The sequence below is a fragment of the Streptomyces yongxingensis genome, from assembly GCF_055597465.1.
The window spans coordinates 1,619,348-1,635,963 of record NZ_CM145717.1; the positions used below are offsets into that span (position 1 = coordinate 1,619,348).

Here is a 16,616-nt window from a genome sequence, read left to right on the forward strand (position 1 = left end):
ACTCACGCCACACTCTCCTTCTGGCCGACATCGGGATGGTGCAGATCGAACGCGGGGGATTCGGAACGGATCTTCGGCAGGCTGACGAAGTTATGGCGCGGCGGCGGGCAGGAGGTCGCCCATTCCAGCGAACGTCCATAGCCCCAGGGATCGTCGGTGACGACCTTCTCGCCGTACTTGGCAGTCTTCCAGACGTTGTAGAGGAACGGCAGGAACGACAGGCCGAGGACGAAGGAGCTGATGGTCGAGATGGTGTTCAGCGTGGTGAAGCCGTCGGCCGCCAGGTAGTCGGGAATTCTGCGGAGCATTCCCTCGGCGCCGAGCCAGTGCTGCACCAGGAACGTGCCGTGGAAGCCGAGGAAGAGGGTCCAGAAGGTGATCTTCCCCAGCCGCTCGTCCAGCATCTTGCCGGTGAACTTGGGCCACCAGAAGTGGAATCCGGCGAACATAGCGAAGACCACGGTGCCGAAGATGACGTAGTGGAAGTGGGCGACCACGAAGTAGGTGTCCGAGACGTGGAAGTCCATGGGCGGCGAGGCCAGGATCACGCCGGTCAGACCGCCGAAGACAAAGGTGATCAGGAACCCGATCGCCCAGAGCATGGGGGTCTCGAAGCTCAGCGAACCCTTCCACATCGTGCCGATCCAGTTGAAGAACTTGATACCGGTGGGCACGGCGATCAGGAACGTCATGAAGGAGAAGAACGGCAGCAGCACTCCGCCGGTGACATACATGTGGTGCGCCCAGACGGTGACCGAAAGGCCCGCGATGGAAATCGTCGCCGCGATGAGCGAGATATAGCCGAACATCGGCTTCCGGGAGAACACCGGAATGACCTCGGAGATGATGCCGAAGAACGGCAGCGCGATGATATAGACCTCCGGATGGCCGAAGAACCAGAAGAGATGCTGCCAGAGCAGCGCCCCGCCGTTGGCCGCGTCGAAGATGTGCGCCCCGAATTGGCGGTCCGCCTCCAGGGCGGACAGCGCCGCCGCGAGCACCGGAAAGGCCAGCAGCACCAGCACACCGGTCAGCAGCACGTTCCAGGTGAAGATCGGCATGCGGAACATCGTCATGCCGGGGGCGCGCATGCAGATGATCGTGGTGATGAAGTTGACCGAGCCGAGGATGGTGCCGAAGCCGGAGAGGGCCAGACCCATGATCCACATGTCCGCGCCCACACCCGGCGACCGCACCGCGTCCGACAGCGGGGAGTAGGCGAACCAGCCGAAGTCGGCCGCGCCCTGCGGGGTCAGGAACCCGCCCACCGCGATCAGCGAGCCGAAGAGGTACAGCCAGTACGCCAGCATGTTCAGCCGCGGGAACGCCACATCGGGCGCACCGATCTGCAGCGGCATGATCCAGTTGGCGAAGCCCGCGAACAGCGGGGTGGCGAACATCAGCAGCATGATCGTGCCGTGCATGGTGAACGCCTGGTTGAACTGCTCGTTCGACATGATCTGGGTACCCGGACGGGCCAGCTCGGCGCGCATCAGCAGCGCCATCACCCCGCCGATGCAGAAGAAGGCGAACGAGGTGATCAGGTAGAGCGTGCCGATCGTCTTGTGATCGGTGGTGGTCAGCCATTTCACGGCCGTGGCCCCCGGCCCGGGGCGGCGCGACGGCGGGGCGGCCGGCGCCGCCGCGACAACGGTGTTGTTCCTCATGACCGCTAGGTGTCCGGCACCCCGTGGACCGTCACTCCGACGGCCGGCCGGAATTGCCCGCCGCGAGGTGTGATGATCCGCGGTGTGCCGGACACCTTCGGATCATGAGCACCGACGACGCCTTCGACGCCGCCTACCGTGAGCATTACTGGGCGGTCAGCCGTTTCGTGGCACGGCGGCTGGACGACCAGGCATGGGACGTCGAGGAAGTGGTCGCCGAGGTCTTCGCGGTGGCCTGGCGGCGCCGGGTCGAACTGCCCGAGTCACCACTGCCGTGGCTGTACGGAGTGGCCCGGCACTGTCTGGCCAACACGGTGCGCGGCAAGGGCCGTTACCGCAGACTGCTGCTCAAGCTGGGCCACCACGAGGTGACGCGCGGCGGTCACACCGTGGCGAGCCCGGACGCGGAGCGGCCGGGCTCCTGGGTGCTGGAGGCGCTGTCCCGGCTCGCCGAGGCCGACCAGGAGGTGCTGCGGCTGACGGCGTGGGAGGAGCTGACCGTCGAGGAGCTCAGCACCGTGCTGGGGTGCGGCCGGTCCGCCGCGGCGATGCGGCTGCACCGGGCGCGGCGGCGGCTGCGGGAGCAGATAGAGACCCTGCGCCGGGACGACCGGGTCTCGCTGGGGTGCACGAGTGGCATGGGCGACAGGGCCCAGAGGGCTGACAGGGCCGACAAGGATGGACAGGCATGACCGACGAACTGGATCTGCTCCGCGAGGCCAACCCCGTGTCCGCCGACACCGGCCCCTGGCGGGACCGGCCGCTGGACGCGCGGGCCGAGCTGCTGCTGCGGCGGCTGCCGTCCCGGGACCGGGGGCGCCGTACCGTCCGACGCGTGGTCTGGAGCCTGGAGGCCGCGGCGGCCGCGACGATCCTCGCCCTCGCGCTGACCGTCTCGGGCACCGGCTCCCCCTCCGCCGTGGCCGCGCCCAGGCCACTGCCGCTGGTGGCGCACGCATCCCGGGCGGACGTATCGCTCGGCGAGATCGCCCGGCGGACGCGGGCGGCGGCCGAGGAGTCCCCGGGGAAGAGCGAGCGGGGCAGCCATTTCCAGAGCTGGGCGCTGAGCATGAAGTCGGGCGAGGACGCGGTGATGCTGCCCCGGGAGTCGCTGACCCGCTGGAACGCGGACGGCAGCGGTTCCACGCTGGAGGTGGCCACCGATCCGCGCCATCCGGGCCGCCCGGTGATCGAGGACGGTCCCCCGCCGCGCACGGTCCACGACGGCAAGGTGCTGAGCGAGGAGCACTATCCGCCCGGGATCTACGGCGCCAACCAGAGCTACTTCGAGGACCCCCCGGCCGGTGCCTCGGCGCTGCGCGCGTATCTCGCCGTCTGGTCCCCGGGCGCCGACCGCGACCCGGCGGAGCTGCTCTCGGCCATCGGGTCCTTCCGCATGGTGTGGACCCCGGGACCGCGCCAGCGGGCGGACATCGTCACGCTGCTCTCCGGACTCGAGGGGCTTCGCCCGGCGGGCAAGGTCACCGACCGGCTCGGCCGGGAGGGGCAGGGATTCCGGTTCACCGGCACCCCCGGGAGCCGTTACCTGATCGTCCTCGACCCGGACGACGGCGGGGTGCTGGACATCGAGGAGACCTTCACCCAGGACGCTCCCGAGTACCGGGTGAAGGCGGGCGATGTGATGTCCTACACGGCCTACATCTCCTGACCACCGGCCACGTCGGGAGAGGCGGGCGGGACGCGGAGGGGGTACGGGTGGCCCGGTCGGCCGTCAGGCGTCCTCCCGCTGGCAGTGGGGGCACCACAGGCTGGTCCGCCCCGCGATCCGGCCGCGGCGCAGCGGATTGCCGCAGCGGGGGCAGTGCGGATCCGGATCGTCGCGCCGCCCGGTGAGCCAGTCCGGGTCGTCCGGCACCCGCCCCGCCCGTACCGAGGCGCGCAGCACCTCGCGCAGCGCGGTGTGGAGCCGATCGCGCTCGTCGTCGGTCAGCGCGTTCGCCGGCCGCCGCGGATGGATCCGGGCGTGCCACAGGATCTCGTCGCCGAGCAGGTTGCCGAGTCCGGCGATCACGGCCTGGTCGGTCAGCGTGGCCTTGACGCGTCCGCGCCGCCCCTCCAGCAGCCGGTCCAGCTCGACCCGGCCCAGCGAGAGCGCGTCCGGGCCCTGATCGCCGATGATCCGGTCGATGTCGTCGTCGGTGGCCGCGAGCCAGATGCCCTGGAGTTTGCGCTGGTCCTCGTAGCCGAGGCGGTGGCCGTCGTCGAGGTCGAAGGCGACGCGCTGGAACCGGCCGGCCGGTTCGGAGTCCGCCCCGCAGACCAGCCGCCCGGTCATGCCGAAGTGCAGCACGACCGTGGGTCCGTCGGTGGGGGCGATCAGCCACTTGCCGTGGCGGCGCGGCGCCGCGAAGCGGCGGCCCTTGAGGTCGCGCTTCAGCCGCTGCGCGGTCACCCCGTGGAGCACCCCCGGATCGGCCACCTCCGCCCGCTCGACGCGGCGGCCCTGGGCGCAGGAGGCCAGCGTCCGCCGGAACCCCTCGACGTCCGGAAGCTCGGGCATAGCGTCAGGCTACGCCCGGGGCTTCCGTCGCGCGTTGCGGAGAGCACCCCCGTTCGTGGGTCTTCATCGGATAAAGTCCGAATTATGCGATTCATGCGCGCCGCCCCTGGGGTGAGCGGTCGCAGCCAGACGCTGTTCGCGATCACACGGTGTCTGCCGTTCCTGGTCCTGGCGGCGGTGCTCGGCATCGAGCTCTCCCCCGCGCACACCCTCTACACCGGCCCCCTGCTCTCCCCGGCGCCGGCGCTGGCGGCGGTGACCATGGGGCCGGTCGGCACCGTCGGGGTGGCGGTGCTGGCGGGCGTGGTCAGCGCGATCACCGCCATCCACAACGACGCCTGGGGCGCCCCGCAGGTGTACACGAATCTGCTGGCCCTGCTGGTGGTGGCGGTGGCGAGCGTGGCGACCAGCGCGGTGCGGCTGCGCCGGGACCGCGAGCTGGCCCATATCCGCCGGATCGCCGAGGTGTCCCAGAACGTGGTGCTGCGGCCGCTGCCCGCCCGGATGGGCGTGGTGAACACCGCCAGCGTCTATCTGGCGGCCGAGCGCGGCGCGCAGATCGGCGGGGACCTCTACGAGGCGATGTGCACCCGCTACGGAGTGCGGCTGATCGTCGGCGATGTACGGGGAAAGGGGCTGGCCGCGGTGCGGTCCGCCGCGGCCGTCGTGGGCGCCTTCCGGGAGGCGGTGCACTACGAGCAGGACCTCGCCGAGGTGATGCACCGCTGTGCGGCCGCGCTGGCGCGCGAGTACGAGCTGCTGGACCGCTCCCAGCTACAGGATCCGCGGGAGCTGGAGGAGCAGTTCGTCACCGTGCTCCTCGCCCAGGTGACCGACGAGTCGCTGGTCCAGCTGATCAACCGCGGCCATCCGCCGCCCCTGGTGATGCGCGAGCGCAAGGTGCGCTCCCTGGACCCGGCCCGCCCGCTGCCACCGCTCGGCCTCGAGGAGTTCCTCGGCCCTCCCGCGATCGGCGTCGAGACCTTTCCGTTCCTGCCCGGTGACCGGCTGTTGCTGCACACCGACGGGGTGGTCGAGGCCCGCAACAACTGCGACGAGTTCTTTCCGCTGCACCGGACCATGGAGACGCTGGACTGCGCCACCCCGTCCGAGTACCTGGACCGGCTGCGCCACGCCCTGGTCCGGCACACCGAGGGACGGCTGACGGACGACGCGGCCATGGTCCTCGTCGAGCGGGCCGTCGACGGCGCGGACCGGCCGTTCCGCTGACCCGGTCGCGCCCCCTCCGAGCCGGTTGTGCCAGGGCGCCGTACGTACCGTCGGCCGACGTTGGCCACTCCGGCATGGGTTGACGCCCTCGCGGAGCGCGACGACACTGTCAGGGACGGTCACGATTGTCAGCGCCCACCGTGCGGAACTCCCCGCTCAGGTGGGTCATCGGCCCCGGCTCGTTGACAGGCAACCCTTCTCCCGCGACGGGGTGCCCCCGGGTGACGACCAGGTTCCGTCGGCGTGGACGGGACAAGCGCGGTCTCGCTGCCCCGCGAGCCCCGGATGATGGGATCGGTGGAGATGCCCAGGACCGACAGCCACGGGGACGGCGTCCGTCGGCGTCCCCGGCCGTGGTCCCCGCTCCGCCGGCTCCGCCTCCTGACCAGGCGGCTGCACATCGATCTGCTGCGCATCTGCAGCGCCTCCAGTCCAGCCGTCTGAGTCGGCCCGAGTCGACACGGTCACCGAGCGCGGCCCGCGCGCCGGGGGTCGGGTGTGTCCCGGCCCCGTCCCGGCGGGTGCCCCGCGCGGGCTTCCCTTCCGTCGCGCCATCGGCGCCGCCCTCAACCGGCGGGGCCGGGGCTTTTCGTCACTGCCTTGGAGAGCCATGTCCGAGACGTTTCCGGTCAGTTCAGGTCCTGCCGCTCTTCTCGACCCCGACCCCTGCTCACCCCGCCCCCGGATCGCCCCGCCCGCGCCACCGCACCGCTTCCGCAGCCGCATCGGCGTCGACCTCGCCGGTGGTTTCTATCCGGTGCCGCATCGCTATCGGCTCTATCTCTCCGCGAGCTGTCCGCTCTCACTGCGCGTCTCCATCACCCTCGATCTGCTCGGGCTGCGGGACACCGTGGCCACCACCCTCGTCGGGCTCCCGGACGACACCCCCGAGGCGTACGCCGCACTGCGCGGGGCGTACGAGGCCACCTGGCACCGCTACAACGGACCGGTGGACGCGCCCGCGCTGTGCGACGGCTGGACCGGACGTGTCGTCAGCAATCACACGCCCGACATCCTGCGTGACCTCGCCGGCCATCTGAGCGACGACGGCGGAACCGGACGCCCCCGGCTGCGCCCGGCGGCCCTCGCCCCGGACATCGACGCCCTCCGGGACCTTCTCGACGCGGACGTCACCCACGCCGCCCGGCAGGCCGGGACGGCATCCGAGGCGGAGTGCCGGGACGCGGCGCTGGAGCGGCTGCTGACCGCCCTCGGCCGGCTCGACCGCGGGCTGACGGCCGCGCCGTACGCCCTGGGCGAGGAGCTGACCGCCGCCGATGTGGACCTGTGGGTGGCCCTCGTCCAGTTGGACACCGAGCACCGGCCTCTCCTGGACGCCGACGCGGCCGACCGGGTCTCCCGCCATGGGCATCTGCGCGCCTATGTGCGGCGGCTGCACGCCCACCCGGCCTTCCACACCACGCTTCCGGAGGCCGCCCAGGACGAGGTGTCCTGAGAGGCCGGCGCGGGTCGATCATGGGACTCGCCGCGGGCGGACACGACTTCCAGTGCCCGCGCCGCGTCCGTCAGCGCCGCTCGGCGTCGCGGCGAACGGCCCGGCGCTCAGGACAGCGCGGCCCGGGCGTCGCCGAACTCGCCCATCGCCCCGGCCACGATGGCCTCCAGACGGGCGTGGTGGGCACCGCGCCAGTAGACCCGCTCACAGACCGTGCAGCGCGCGAAGACGTCGTACGTGCGCCGGGTGCCGTGCTGGAGCTGCTCCCGGACCGTCTCCTTGTCGGCGTCCTCCAGCGGCCCGTTGCAGGCGGTACAGCGGGTCCAGGGCGCCAGGCTCGGGGTGAACCGTCCGAGGACGTCGCGCAGTTGCTCATCGGGCCGGTCGCTGTAGACATAGGCCCCGGCCCACAGCTCGCGGCGGCGCAGCAGCCCCCGGTCGCGGGAGAGCAGCACCCGCCGCTGGGCGGCGGAGCGCGCGGCCAGCTCGGGGTCGCCGATGTCCTCGCTCTCGTACGCGGCGTCCACGCCCAGCAGCCGCAGCCGCCGCGCGAGCGTGCCCAGGTGCACATCGAGCAGGAAGCGCAGCGGCGCGCCCGGCACCCGCTGCGGGCGGACGACCGGGTGGACCTCCACGGTCTCCCCGGCGCCCGGCACATGCGAGACGGCGGTCTCCTCGCCGTTCACCAGCAGCCCGCCGACCTCGGTGAGCGGGACCCCGAGCGACTCGACCACATGGCCGAGGGTGGAGACGCCGTCGGTGACGACGGCCGTCCAGGGGCGGCGCCGCTCGGGAACGGCGAAGAAGCGCAGCTCAGGGGCGAGGCTGACGTGGATCTCGGGTCCATTCACACCGCCAGCATGCCAGGCGCCCCCGACCCGGGGCGACGGCGTTTCGGGACCAGAGCACCCGCGTGTCCGTGTATTCGAGCAGGCCCGCCGTCCCGCGCGTCGTGGACGTACACCCGCGTGGCGGCTACGCAGACCGGAGCAGCCGCTGTTCGCGGGCCACTTCGAGCGGGCCGGGGCGTCACTCCGGCGGCGCGGCCGCCTTGGCCCGGTCGCGGCGCCGCTTGCGGCGCCATGCCACCATCCGCAGGTAGTCCTCGTGCAGCACCCGCCCGACGAGCGCACCGCCGAAGACCACGTAGCCGACGCCGACCAGCCAGGACTGGACGACCAGGACGGTGCCGACCGGGCCGTAGGAGACCGTGCTGGAGGCGATCAGCGGGGAGAACACCAGCTGGGAGAAGACCCGCAGCCCCAGCAGCCCGACGCTGGTGGCCAGCGCGCCGGGCAGCAGGGCGCCCCAGCTGATCCGCCCGCCCAGCAGCAGCCGCTGCGACCACCAGAAGAACAGCACCGTGCCCACCACCGCCACCAGCACCCGGGAGACACCGGGCGCCAGATGGGCGGAGAGCAGCAGATAGCAGATCAGCACCACGAGCCACACCAGATGGCGCCAGACCGTGTGCCAGCGGCCGGCCGGCAGCTCCCACACCTTCTCGTAGCCGACCTGGAGCACCGTGCCGAAGCGCACTCCGAAGATGGCCAGCATGGCGAGACCGAAGGCGGTGGTGGACTCCAGCGCCTGCTTGGGCGGGGCGAACAGCCGCTGCACCTCGTCCCGCGAGGTCGAGGTGAGCCCGAGGCCCTCGGCCAGCCACTGGGCGAAGCCGAGCCGGTTCACCGGATCGGCCGCGGCGACCACGATCAGCAGGGGCACCAGGGTGAGGAAGCCCAGGGCGGCGAAGCCCATCGCACGGTGCAGCAGCTCGAATTCGCTGCCCCGGCGCCATCCGCGTCCCATCGCGGACCGGTGGAACGTGTCCTCCAGCCGCCGCCACCAGGACCAGGACCTGGGCCCCCGGGAGCCGAACGCGGACCGATTCTCGGACATAGCCACTCCCCTACCCACGCCACCGGCTCGACCTGGGCAGTGCCGTCCAGGCTACGCGGGGTGGTGACGTTCCGCCGGGAGCTCCGCCGTGCATGCCGCCGGAACACGCGTGCGGTGTCCGGGCGGCCGTCGGTGCCCGCTCGGCGGGCCTCACGCCGTGGCCATGACCGGGGCCCCGCTGTCCGCGTCGATGACGCTGACCCGGACGGCGGGCTCGCGCACCGTGTCCAGGCTGGCCCCGGCGTCCACCGCGAAGAGCACCAGCACGGGCCTCGCGGCCGGGCCGCCCCCGTACACCCCGGCGAACTGGAGGATGCGCCAGCCGCCGTCGTCCCAGTGGTCCAGCAGCGCGGAGCGCACCACGCGGGAGACGCTCTGCCAGGCGCGCGAGCGCTCCAGCAGTTCGACGGTCGCGGCGACCGGGACCGCCGTCCGCGCTCCGGTCGCGGCGAGCGGATGCCCGGTGATCCGCAGCCGCAGTCGGCGCAGCGGCATCCGCCAGCGGCGCTCCGGATCGGCGGAGAGGGCCGTCAGGGCCGTCGCCGCGGCCAGGACCAGGCACAGCGCCGCGGCCGGACGGCGGCCCGCCGCGGTCCACCAGGGCTGTTGGGCCAGGGCCGCCGCGACCCCGCCCGCGAGAACCGTGGCGGCGCGGGCGAAGGCGCGCCAGGTGAGGGGGGTGTCCGGCCGGGCCGTACAGCCGCAGGAGGAGCCGGGCGCGGCGGCGCGGGCGTATCCGAGATAGCCGATGAAGCCCGCGCCGAGGAGGGCGGCCGCCGCTCCCGGGAGCGGGGTGACGGGCGGTGCCAGCAGCGCGGCGGCGAGGAGGAGTTCGACCGCGCCGAGGACGCGGAGGGCGAGCGCGGCCCGGCCGCCGTCGCGCAGCAGCCGCGCGAGCGCGGTACGCGGCGCCTGCCGGGCGGTGCCCCGGCCGAACAGCTTGCCCGCACCGGCCGGCCCGAGCACCCCGGCGAGCACCAGCGGGGCGAGGTCGCGGACCAGGGTGCTCACCGCCGCCTCCCCGCGCCGGGGGCGACCGCGACCCGGACGAGGTCCACGGAGCCGTCGGACGGCCGCCACGCGCCCAGGACCTGGGCGCTCTGCCCGATGGTGAGCCGGGACAGATCGGCGGTGGGCGAGGCGGTGCCGTACGCGGCGCTGGTGGTCTCCGCCATGAGGTTGCCGACGATCTCGTGCTGCCCGTGGGCGAGGTGCAGCCGGGTCTTCTCGATGCCGCGGATGGTGGCGTGGAGGTTCACGATGTTGACCCACACCGCGTCGGCCGCGATGGTGCCGTCGGGCAGCGGGACGCCGCGGGCGTAGAGTCCGTCGCCGGTCTCGATGTCGGCCGCGGTGGTGGCCCGTGCCTTCCAGACGCTGGTGGCGCCCGTGACCCGCACCCGGGAGTGGTCGCCGTAGGAGCCCGCGACCTCCAGGACGTCGTCGTTGATCGCGGTGATCCGCCCCTCGGCGAAGGCGCTCTCGGCGACCGCGGGGTCCAGGGGGTGTATCGGGGCGGCGAAGGCGGCGTCGGCGTCCACGGCGCCCAGGGCGGTCGCCCCGATGACGGTGGCGCCGTGGAGGGCGGCGGTGGTGAGGAAGCGACGGCGATCGAGGGGGTCGCCGGTTCGGTACGCGCTCATGGCCGGGCCCGCCTCATTCGAAGATGGAGACCGGCAGGGTGCCGGAGCTCAGGCTGCCGATGGCGGAGAAGGCGGCGGGGGTGAGGTCGATGACCCGGTTGGTGCGGCAGACCCCGTCGCAGCAGGTGGACTCGGAGCAGAAGCTGCGGGTACGCGGGCCGCAGTCGCTGACGGTGACACAGACGCTCGCGCCCGAGCAGTCATGGCGCACCTTCATCACCGAGCCGCAGCCGCGCCGGGGTATGTCCTCGCCGCACAGGTCCGGCCGGGTGATGTCCCAGCACGCCTTGGAGGCGTGGGGCCATGCGGCCTGCAGCGCGCTGGACCGGCAGGTGCCGCACGCCCCGCCGCCCGCGGAGGCGCACGGACCCCAGGCGCTGCCACAACAGAACCAGGTGGCCTCGCCGTTCCAGAGCTTGGTCGATCCGCACGCCATGGCACCGTCCTCCCGGCCTCGGTCCCGCCCTCGGAGCAGCACCATCATCTGCGGGGCCGGGCGCGGTCGCCACGGGAAGGCGTCCGGTCGGAGTCCTCACAACCACTCGGCGATGCGCCGGACTCCGTCCGTCGAGTCGGTGGTCGCGGTCCTCACAACCGCTCGACGATCGTCACGTTCGCCTGGCCGCCGCCCTCACACATCGTCTGCAGTCCGTAGCGGCCGCCGGTGCGCTCCAGTTCGTGCAGGAGGGTCGTCATCAGCTTGGCGCCGGTGGCGCCGAGCGGGTGGCCCAGGGCGATGGCGCCGCCGTTGACGTTGACCCGCTCGGGGTCGGCGCCGGTCTCCTCCAGCCAGGCCAGGACGACGGGGGCGAACGCCTCGTTGATCTCGACCAGGTCGATGTCGCCGATGGTCAGCCCGGTCTTCTTCAGCGCGTGCGCGGTCGCCGGGATGGGCGCGGACAGCATCCGGATCGGGTCCTCGCCGCGCACCGACAGATGGTGCACCCGGGCGCGCGGGGTCAAGCCGTGCTCCCGTACGGCCCGTTCGGAGGCGAGCAGCAGGGCCGCGGCGCCGTCGGAGACCTGGGAGGAGAGCGCCGCGGTGAGCCGCCCGCCCTCGATGAGCGGCTCGAGGGCGGCCATCTTCTCCAGGCTGGTGTCCCGGCGCGGCCCCTCGTCCACCGAGACGTCCCGGAACGGGACGGTCTCGCGGTCGAAGCGGCCCTCGTCGATGGCGCGCAGCGCCCGCTGGTGCGAGCCGAGGGCGAACTCCTCCATGGCCTCGCGGGTGATGCCCCACTTCTCGGCGATCAGCTCGGCTCCGTAGAACTGGCTGACCGGCCGGTCGCCGTAGCGCGCCCGCCACCCCTCCGAGCCCGCGAAGGGGCCTTCGGTCAGTCCCAGGGGCTCGCCGGCCCTGCCGCCGGCGAAGCCGATGGGCACCATCGACATGTTCTGCACCCCGCCCGCGACCACCAGGTCCTGGGTGCCGGAGAGCACCGCCTGGGCGGCGAAGTGCAGGGCCTGCTGCGAGGAGCCGCACTGCCGGTCGACGGTCACGCCCGGGACCTCCTCCGGGAGCCCGGCGGCCAGCCAGCAGGTGCGTGCGATGTCCCCGGCCTGCGGGCCCACGGTGTCCAGACAGCCGAAGACGACGTCCTCGACGGCGGCCGGATCGGCGCCCGAGCGCTCCATCAGCGTGCGCAGGACGTGGGCGCCGAGGTCGGCGGGATGGACGGAGGCGAACCCGCCCTTCCTCCGCCCCACCGGCGTCCTCACCGCTTCCACGATGTATGCCTCGGGCATGACAGCTCCTTGAGGTCCCTCGGGTCATGACGGTCTTACGGTCGTTGTGCCCGGTCTCGACGTGCCCGGTCCCGACGTGTCCGCTCTCGACGTTCTTCTCGCGGAGTGATGCCGTCCAGGACCATCGACAGATACTGGCGGGCGATCTCCTCGGGGCTGTGCCGGCCGCCCGGCCGGTACCAGGAGGCGGCGACCCACACCGTGTCGCGCAGGAAGCGGTACGCCAGCCGGATGTCGAGGTCGGCGCGGAAGACCCCCTCGGCCACTCCGCGCTCCAGCGCGCCCAGCCACGCCCGCTCGAACCTCCCCTGCGATTCGGTGAGGTAGCGGAAGCGCGGCCGCGTGGACAGGTGCTTGGACTCCTTCTGGTAGATCGCGACGGCGGCGCGGTGCCGGTCGATCTCCCGGAAGGACTCGGTGACGAGCGCCTCGACGGTCTCCCGGGGGCCGAGGCCGGCGCCGAGCACCGCGTCGTACCCGGCCCAGAGCTCGTTCAGGAAGGTGGAGAGGATCTCGTCGACCATCGACTCCTTGGAGTCGAAGTGGTAGTAGAGGCTGCCCGCGAGCATCCCCGCCTCGTCCGCGATCCGGCGGACCGTGGTCGCGTTGTAGCCCTGGGCGGCGAAGACCTCCGCCGCGGTCGAGAGCAGTTCCCGCCGACGCTCGGGGGACGGGGTCACGGTCGTCTTCTTCTCGCTGTTCTTCGCGCTGTTTCCGGTGGAAGCGCGGTTCCCGGTGGAATTCGGCACGTTCTCATTCTCGCCTGGGCTCCCCGTCGGTTTGGCGCGCACGCGTCCTCGCGCCCTGACCGGTCTTGATCCATGCTGTATCGACCCATGGTTGAGCGAACAGCGAGGTATGCGCGGATGCACCGGCCCCGGCCCACCCTCGAGAGCGTGGCACGGCGCGCGGGTGTCTCGCGCGCCACCGTCTCCCGTGTCGTCAACGGCTCGACCAAGGTCGGCGAGGACAGTCGTGAGGCGGTCCTGAGCGCCATCCAGGAGCTGGGCTACATCCCCAACCAGGCGGCCCGCAGCCTGGTCACCCAGCGCACCGACTCCTTCGCGCTGGTGCTTCCCGAGGAGCCGGGCCGGGTCTTCTCCGACGACCGGTTCTTCCCGGGCGTGGTGCGCGGGGTGAGCCAGGAGCTGGAGGGCGCGGACAAGCAGCTGGTGCTGATGATGGCCCGCTCCCCCGCCAGCCGCGACCGCATCGAGCGCTTCGCGCTGGCCCGCCATGTGGACGGGGTCATGGTCGCGTCGATGCACGGCGCCGATCCGCTGCCGGCCGCGCTGGCCCGGATGGGCATCCCGGTGGTCTGCAACGAGCGGGTGCCGGGCCCGGCGTCGCCGCCGTACGTGGGGGTGGACAACGCGGCGGGCGCGGCGCTGGCCGTGGAGCATCTGATCCGCTCCGGGCGCACCCGCGTCGCCACGGTCGCGGGCCCGCAGGACATGGTGGCCGGGATGGACCGGCTCTCGGGCTACCGGGCGGTGCTGGACGGGGCGCGGCTGGCGGCGCATGTCGCGGTCGGGGACTTCACCCAGGAGTCCGGGGCCGCCGCGATGCGGGAGCTGCTGGACCGGGAGCCGCGACTGGACGGGGTGTTCGTGGCCTCCGACCTGATGGCGATCGGGGTGCTGCGGGCGCTGCGCCGGGCGGGCCGGCGGGTGCCGGACGACGTGGCGGTGGTCGGCTTCGACGACATAGAGCCCGCGCGCTACACCGAGCCCCCGCTGACCACCGTGCGCCAGCCGATAGGCGGCATCGGCCGCCGCCTGGCCCGCCAACTGCTGCGCCTGACCGCCGGAGAGACCATCGAACCGGCGCTGGTCCTCCCCACGGAACTGGTGATCCGCGAATCGGCGTAGCCGGGGGCACCCTCGTGGTCAGCCGCCCGCGTACCGCGGCAGCCACGCCCGGAAGTCGCGTTCGAACGCGTCGTAGCGGCGGCGTAGCTCGGCGCCCGGCCAGTCCTCCGGCAGGAGCCGGGCGGGGAGGACGGGGTCGGCGAGGAGGTGGCGGAGGGCGGCGGCCGCGACGGTGAAGCGGTCGGCCGGTTCCTTCGCGTCGTCCAGTGCCGCGCCGAGCAGCCGGGCCTGGTGGGCCCAGCCGCCCAGGTCCCACAGGCGCGCGGCGAGCTCGGCCGGATCGCCCTCCGGCGCGCCGGTGAACCAGCCGCACTGCTCGGCGGCGACGTCCGGGCGTGGGTGGACGAGATTGGCGGGGCGCATCCAGGTGCCCTCGCGCAGTTCGGCCAGGCGCAGGGTGGCCATGGCCTGGCGGAGGGCGGCGCGCTCGGCCGCCTCACGCCGGTCGGAGGTGACGATCGCGATCTCCCAGTCGCCGTCCCAGCGGCGGGTGCGGGGGGCGCGGCTCTCGTCCTGCCGTGCCTGGCGGGCCAGCAGCCGGTCGGTGAGCCGGTAGGTGCCATCGCTCTGCTCCAGGTCACCGGCCGCGACCATGCGGGTGAGCGCGACCCGGATGGTGCCCTCGGCGGTGCCGAAGAGTGCGCCGACGCGCACCAGGGCGCGGGCGGGCAGCTGGGGCGGGTGCAGGCCCAGCAGGGTGCTGAGCACGACCGAGCGCGCGGTCAGCGGCCGCAGGGTGAGCGTTCCGGTGTCGTCCATGGTTACGCGAAACCCTATCCATTACAGTTCTTCGTCGCGCATACTGGAAGTGTAAGACCCGGCCGGACCCGGGAGACCACCGCGAACGAGGAGATGTCTGCCATGAGCGCTACGCACGAGGTCCTCAACCAGGCCCCGCCGCTCATCGGCTTCAGCACCGCGGACGACCCCGCCCTGCTGGAGGCCCTGCGGCGGCACGGCGGCGGCTGGGGCGAACAGGAGGTGCGGGACCTCGGCGCGCGGGCCGGTTCCGCCGAGGTGCAGGACTGGGCGCGGATGGCCGAGGAGCACCCCCCGGTGCTGCACACCCACGATCGCTACGGCCACCGCGTCGACGAAGTCGAGTACCACCCCGCCTACCACGAGCTGATGGGCGTCGCCGTGGAGAGCGGCCAGCACGCGGCCGCGTGGAGCGAGACCCGCCCCGGCGCCCACCTGGTGCGCGCGGCCAAGTTCTACGCCTTCGCACAGGCCGAGCCCGGCCATGGCTGCCCGATCTCCATGACGTACGCCGCGGTCCCGGCGCTGCGCGCCGAGCCGGAGCTCGCCGCCGTGTACGAGCCGCTGCTGGCCGCCCGCACCTACGACTTCGGGCTGCGGCCGCCGCTCGGCAAGCGGGGCCTGATCGCGGGCATGTCGATGACGGAGAAGCAGGGCGGCTCGGACGTCCGCGCCAACACCACCCGGGCCGTACCGGACGGTGCGGGCCGCTACGTCCTCACCGGCCACAAGTGGTTCACCTCCGCGCCGATGAGCGATGTCTTCCTCACGCTGGCCCAGACGGAGGAGGGGGTCACCTGCTTCCTGGTGCCCCGGGTGCTGCCGGACGGCAGCCGCAATCCACTGCGGCTGATGCGGCTCAAGAACAAGCTGGGCAACCGCTCCAACGCGTCGGCCGAGATCGAGTACGAGTCCGCCCTGGCCTGGCGGGTCGGCGAACCGGGCCGCGGGGTGCGGACCATCGTGGAGATGGTCAACGTCACCCGGCTGGACTGCGTCATCGGCTCGGCGGCGGGCATGCGGGCCGGGCTGCGGCAGGCGCTGCACCACGCCGAGCACCGCCGGGCGTTCGGCGCCGAGCTGGTCGACCAGCCGCTGATGCGCAATGTGCTCGCCGATCTGGCGGTCGAGTCGGAGGCGGCCACCACGCTCGCGATGCGGCTCGCGTCCGCCCTGGACCGCGCGGAGGCCGGGGACGAGGGCGAGGCGGCGCTGCGCAGGCTGGGGCTCGCGGTGAGCAAGTACTGGGTGTGCAAGCGCGGCGCCACCCACGCCGCCGAGGCCCTGGAGTGCCTGGGTGGCAACGGCTATGTGGAGGAGTCCGGGATGCCTCGCCTGTATCGCGAGGCTCCCCTGCTGTCGATCTGGGAGGGCTCGGGGAACGTCGCCGCGCTCGACGTACTGCGCGCGCTGGGCCGGGAGAACGGCGCTCTGGAGGCGTTCCTGGCCGAGGTCGACGCCGCGGCCGGGGCCGACGCCCGGCTGGACGCGGCCGTGGACCGGCTGCGCGGGCTGCTGCCGCGGCTCACCGACCCCGAGCGGGCGCAGTTGCTGGCGCGCCGGCTGGCCGAGCAGATGACGCTGGTGCTCCAGGGCAGCCTGCTGGTGCGGTACAGCCATCCGGCGGTCGCCGACGCGTTCTGCGCCTCGCGGCTCGACGGGGACTGGGGGCACGCCTTCGGCACCCTGCCGCCCGGTACGGACACCGGCCCGATCCTGGAGCGGGCCCGCCCGAAGGACGCGCGGTGACGCCCACGGACGGCCCGGCGGATCCACGGGAAACAGCGGAAGCCGCGGCCGGTGCGCGCCTTACGGTTCGCACGG

17 protein-coding genes and 1 riboswitch are annotated in these 16,616 nt (G+C 72.9%); of the genes, 7 read left to right on the plus strand and 10 right to left on the minus strand.

All coding sequences use genetic code 11. From position 1 onward, the window contains the following. Positions 1–2 precede the first annotated feature (2 nt). Entirely contained in the window at positions 3–1,667 is a 1,665-nt protein-coding gene (ctaD, locus tag ACZ6TD_RS06460; RefSeq protein WP_471351507.1) for an aa3-type cytochrome oxidase subunit I, read from the minus strand. 104 nt (positions 1,668–1,771) lie between these two features. Here ctaD and ACZ6TD_RS06465 point away from each other — a divergent pair, with 104 nt between their 5' ends. Continuing rightward, positions 1,772–2,359, plus strand: coding sequence for an RNA polymerase sigma factor (locus tag ACZ6TD_RS06465; RefSeq protein ID WP_471351509.1), 588 nt, complete (start codon positions 1,772–1,774; stop codon positions 2,357–2,359). After that, positions 2,356–3,336 carry a CU044_5270 family protein gene (locus ACZ6TD_RS06470; RefSeq protein WP_471351511.1) on the plus strand — a complete coding sequence of 327 codons (981 nt, stop codon included), beginning with the start codon at positions 2,356–2,358 and terminating at the stop codon, positions 3,334–3,336. Before ACZ6TD_RS06465 ends, ACZ6TD_RS06470 begins: the two co-directional genes overlap by 4 nt. Positions 3,337–3,399: 63 nt before the next feature. Here ACZ6TD_RS06470 and ACZ6TD_RS06475 read toward each other — a convergent pair whose 3' ends face one another. Continuing rightward, positions 3,400–4,188, minus strand: coding sequence for an Fpg/Nei family DNA glycosylase (locus ACZ6TD_RS06475; protein WP_471351513.1), 789 nt, complete (start codon positions 4,186–4,188; stop codon positions 3,400–3,402). Between the two features lie 84 nt (positions 4,189–4,272). On the opposite strand from ACZ6TD_RS06475, the gene ACZ6TD_RS06480 reads away from it, so the two are divergent. The 3 genes from ACZ6TD_RS06480 (at position 4,273) to ACZ6TD_RS06490 (ending at position 6,874) form a co-directional block, all read left to right on the plus strand. After that, positions 4,273–5,418 carry a PP2C family protein-serine/threonine phosphatase gene (locus ACZ6TD_RS06480; protein WP_471351515.1) on the plus strand — a complete coding sequence of 382 codons (1,146 nt, stop codon included), beginning with the start codon at positions 4,273–4,275 and terminating at the stop codon, positions 5,416–5,418. 117 nt (positions 5,419–5,535) lie between these two features. Further along, positions 5,536–5,683, plus strand: a riboswitch (SAM riboswitch). After that, on the plus strand, positions 5,662–5,862 hold the full coding sequence (locus ACZ6TD_RS06485) for a hypothetical protein (protein WP_471351517.1): 201 nt from the start codon (positions 5,662–5,664) through the stop codon (positions 5,860–5,862). Its footprint overlaps the riboswitch before it by 22 nt. A 166-nt stretch (positions 5,863–6,028) precedes the next feature. Then, positions 6,029–6,874 carry a glutathione S-transferase C-terminal domain-containing protein gene (locus ACZ6TD_RS06490; RefSeq protein WP_471351519.1) on the plus strand — a complete coding sequence of 282 codons (846 nt, stop codon included), beginning with the start codon at positions 6,029–6,031 and terminating at the stop codon, positions 6,872–6,874. A gap of 107 nt (positions 6,875–6,981) precedes the next feature. Here the strand turns inward: ACZ6TD_RS06490 and ACZ6TD_RS06495 are convergent, their stop codons facing one another. The 7 genes from ACZ6TD_RS06495 to ACZ6TD_RS06525 all read right to left on the minus strand — a co-directional run bounded on the left by ACZ6TD_RS06495 (position 6,982) and on the right by ACZ6TD_RS06525 (position 12,842). Then, positions 6,982–7,725 carry a Mut7-C RNAse domain-containing protein gene (locus tag ACZ6TD_RS06495; RefSeq protein ID WP_471351521.1) on the minus strand — a complete coding sequence of 248 codons (744 nt, stop codon included), beginning with the start codon at positions 7,723–7,725 and terminating at the stop codon, positions 6,982–6,984. A gap of 178 nt (positions 7,726–7,903) precedes the next feature. Further along, positions 7,904–8,773 (minus strand): ribonuclease BN, encoded by an 870-nt coding sequence (locus ACZ6TD_RS06500; RefSeq protein ID WP_471351523.1) that lies wholly within the window; start codon positions 8,771–8,773, stop codon positions 7,904–7,906. 150 nt (positions 8,774–8,923) lie between these two features. After that, positions 8,924–9,784, minus strand: coding sequence for a MauE/DoxX family redox-associated membrane protein (locus tag ACZ6TD_RS06505; RefSeq protein ID WP_471351524.1), 861 nt, complete (start codon positions 9,782–9,784; stop codon positions 8,924–8,926). After that, positions 9,781–10,416 carry a cell wall protein gene (locus ACZ6TD_RS06510; protein WP_471351527.1) on the minus strand — a complete coding sequence of 212 codons (636 nt, stop codon included), beginning with the start codon at positions 10,414–10,416 and terminating at the stop codon, positions 9,781–9,783. Before ACZ6TD_RS06510 ends, ACZ6TD_RS06505 begins: the two co-directional genes overlap by 4 nt. Before the next feature lie 13 nt (positions 10,417–10,429). After that, positions 10,430–10,852, minus strand: a complete 423-nt coding sequence (locus ACZ6TD_RS06515) for a septal ring lytic transglycosylase RlpA family protein (RefSeq protein ID WP_470007046.1) — start codon at positions 10,850–10,852, stop codon at positions 10,430–10,432. Between the two features lie 152 nt (positions 10,853–11,004). After that, on the minus strand, positions 11,005–12,162 hold the full coding sequence (locus ACZ6TD_RS06520) for an acetyl-CoA C-acetyltransferase (protein WP_471351530.1): 1,158 nt from the start codon (positions 12,160–12,162) through the stop codon (positions 11,005–11,007). Between the two features lie 35 nt (positions 12,163–12,197). After that, positions 12,198–12,842: a TetR/AcrR family transcriptional regulator gene (locus ACZ6TD_RS06525; RefSeq protein ID WP_471357515.1), complete on the minus strand. Its 645-nt coding sequence runs from the start codon at positions 12,840–12,842 to the stop codon at positions 12,198–12,200. Positions 12,843–13,028: 186 nt separating this feature from the next. Here ACZ6TD_RS06525 and ACZ6TD_RS06530 point away from each other — a divergent pair, with 186 nt between their 5' ends. After that, positions 13,029–14,033, plus strand: coding sequence for a LacI family DNA-binding transcriptional regulator (locus tag ACZ6TD_RS06530; protein ID WP_471351531.1), 1,005 nt, complete (start codon positions 13,029–13,031; stop codon positions 14,031–14,033). A gap of 18 nt (positions 14,034–14,051) precedes the next feature. On the opposite strand, the gene ACZ6TD_RS06535 is transcribed toward ACZ6TD_RS06530, so the two are convergent. Next, the gene (locus tag ACZ6TD_RS06535; protein WP_471351533.1) at positions 14,052–14,792 is read right to left on the minus strand and encodes a PaaX family transcriptional regulator C-terminal domain-containing protein; all 741 of its coding nucleotides are present in this window, start codon (positions 14,790–14,792) and stop codon (positions 14,052–14,054) included. Between the two features lie 102 nt (positions 14,793–14,894). Between ACZ6TD_RS06535 and ACZ6TD_RS06540 the strand changes: the two genes are divergently transcribed. Continuing rightward, positions 14,895–16,541: an acyl-CoA dehydrogenase family protein gene (locus ACZ6TD_RS06540; RefSeq protein ID WP_471351534.1), complete on the plus strand. Its 1,647-nt coding sequence runs from the start codon at positions 14,895–14,897 to the stop codon at positions 16,539–16,541. Positions 16,542–16,616: the final 75 nt, after the last annotated feature.

Excerpts from the sequence above, each read along its gene's own strand:
- ctaD (WP_471351507.1), bottom strand. The coding sequence starts at position 1,667 with ATGAGGAACAACACCGTTGTCGCGGCGGCGCCGGCCGCCCCGCCGTCG.
- ACZ6TD_RS06465 (WP_471351509.1), top strand. The coding sequence starts at position 1,772 with ATGAGCACCGACGACGCCTTCGACGCCGCCTACCGTGAGCATTACTGG.
- ACZ6TD_RS06470 (WP_471351511.1), top strand. The coding sequence starts at position 2,356 with ATGACCGACGAACTGGATCTGCTCCGCGAGGCCAACCCCGTGTCCGCC.
- ACZ6TD_RS06475 (WP_471351513.1), bottom strand. The coding sequence starts at position 4,188 with ATGCCCGAGCTTCCGGACGTCGAGGGGTTCCGGCGGACGCTGGCCTCC.
- ACZ6TD_RS06480 (WP_471351515.1), top strand. The coding sequence starts at position 4,273 with ATGCGATTCATGCGCGCCGCCCCTGGGGTGAGCGGTCGCAGCCAGACG.
- ACZ6TD_RS06490 (WP_471351519.1), top strand. The coding sequence starts at position 6,029 with ATGTCCGAGACGTTTCCGGTCAGTTCAGGTCCTGCCGCTCTTCTCGAC.
- ACZ6TD_RS06500 (WP_471351523.1), bottom strand. The coding sequence starts at position 8,773 with ATGTCCGAGAATCGGTCCGCGTTCGGCTCCCGGGGGCCCAGGTCCTGG.
- ACZ6TD_RS06510 (WP_471351527.1), bottom strand. The coding sequence starts at position 10,416 with ATGAGCGCGTACCGAACCGGCGACCCCCTCGATCGCCGTCGCTTCCTC.
- ACZ6TD_RS06515 (WP_470007046.1), bottom strand. The coding sequence starts at position 10,852 with ATGGCGTGCGGATCGACCAAGCTCTGGAACGGCGAGGCCACCTGGTTC.
- ACZ6TD_RS06520 (WP_471351530.1), bottom strand. The coding sequence starts at position 12,162 with ATGCCCGAGGCATACATCGTGGAAGCGGTGAGGACGCCGGTGGGGCGG.
- ACZ6TD_RS06530 (WP_471351531.1), top strand. The coding sequence starts at position 13,029 with ATGCACCGGCCCCGGCCCACCCTCGAGAGCGTGGCACGGCGCGCGGGT.
- ACZ6TD_RS06535 (WP_471351533.1), bottom strand. The coding sequence starts at position 14,792 with ATGGACGACACCGGAACGCTCACCCTGCGGCCGCTGACCGCGCGCTCG.
- ACZ6TD_RS06540 (WP_471351534.1), top strand. The coding sequence starts at position 14,895 with ATGAGCGCTACGCACGAGGTCCTCAACCAGGCCCCGCCGCTCATCGGC.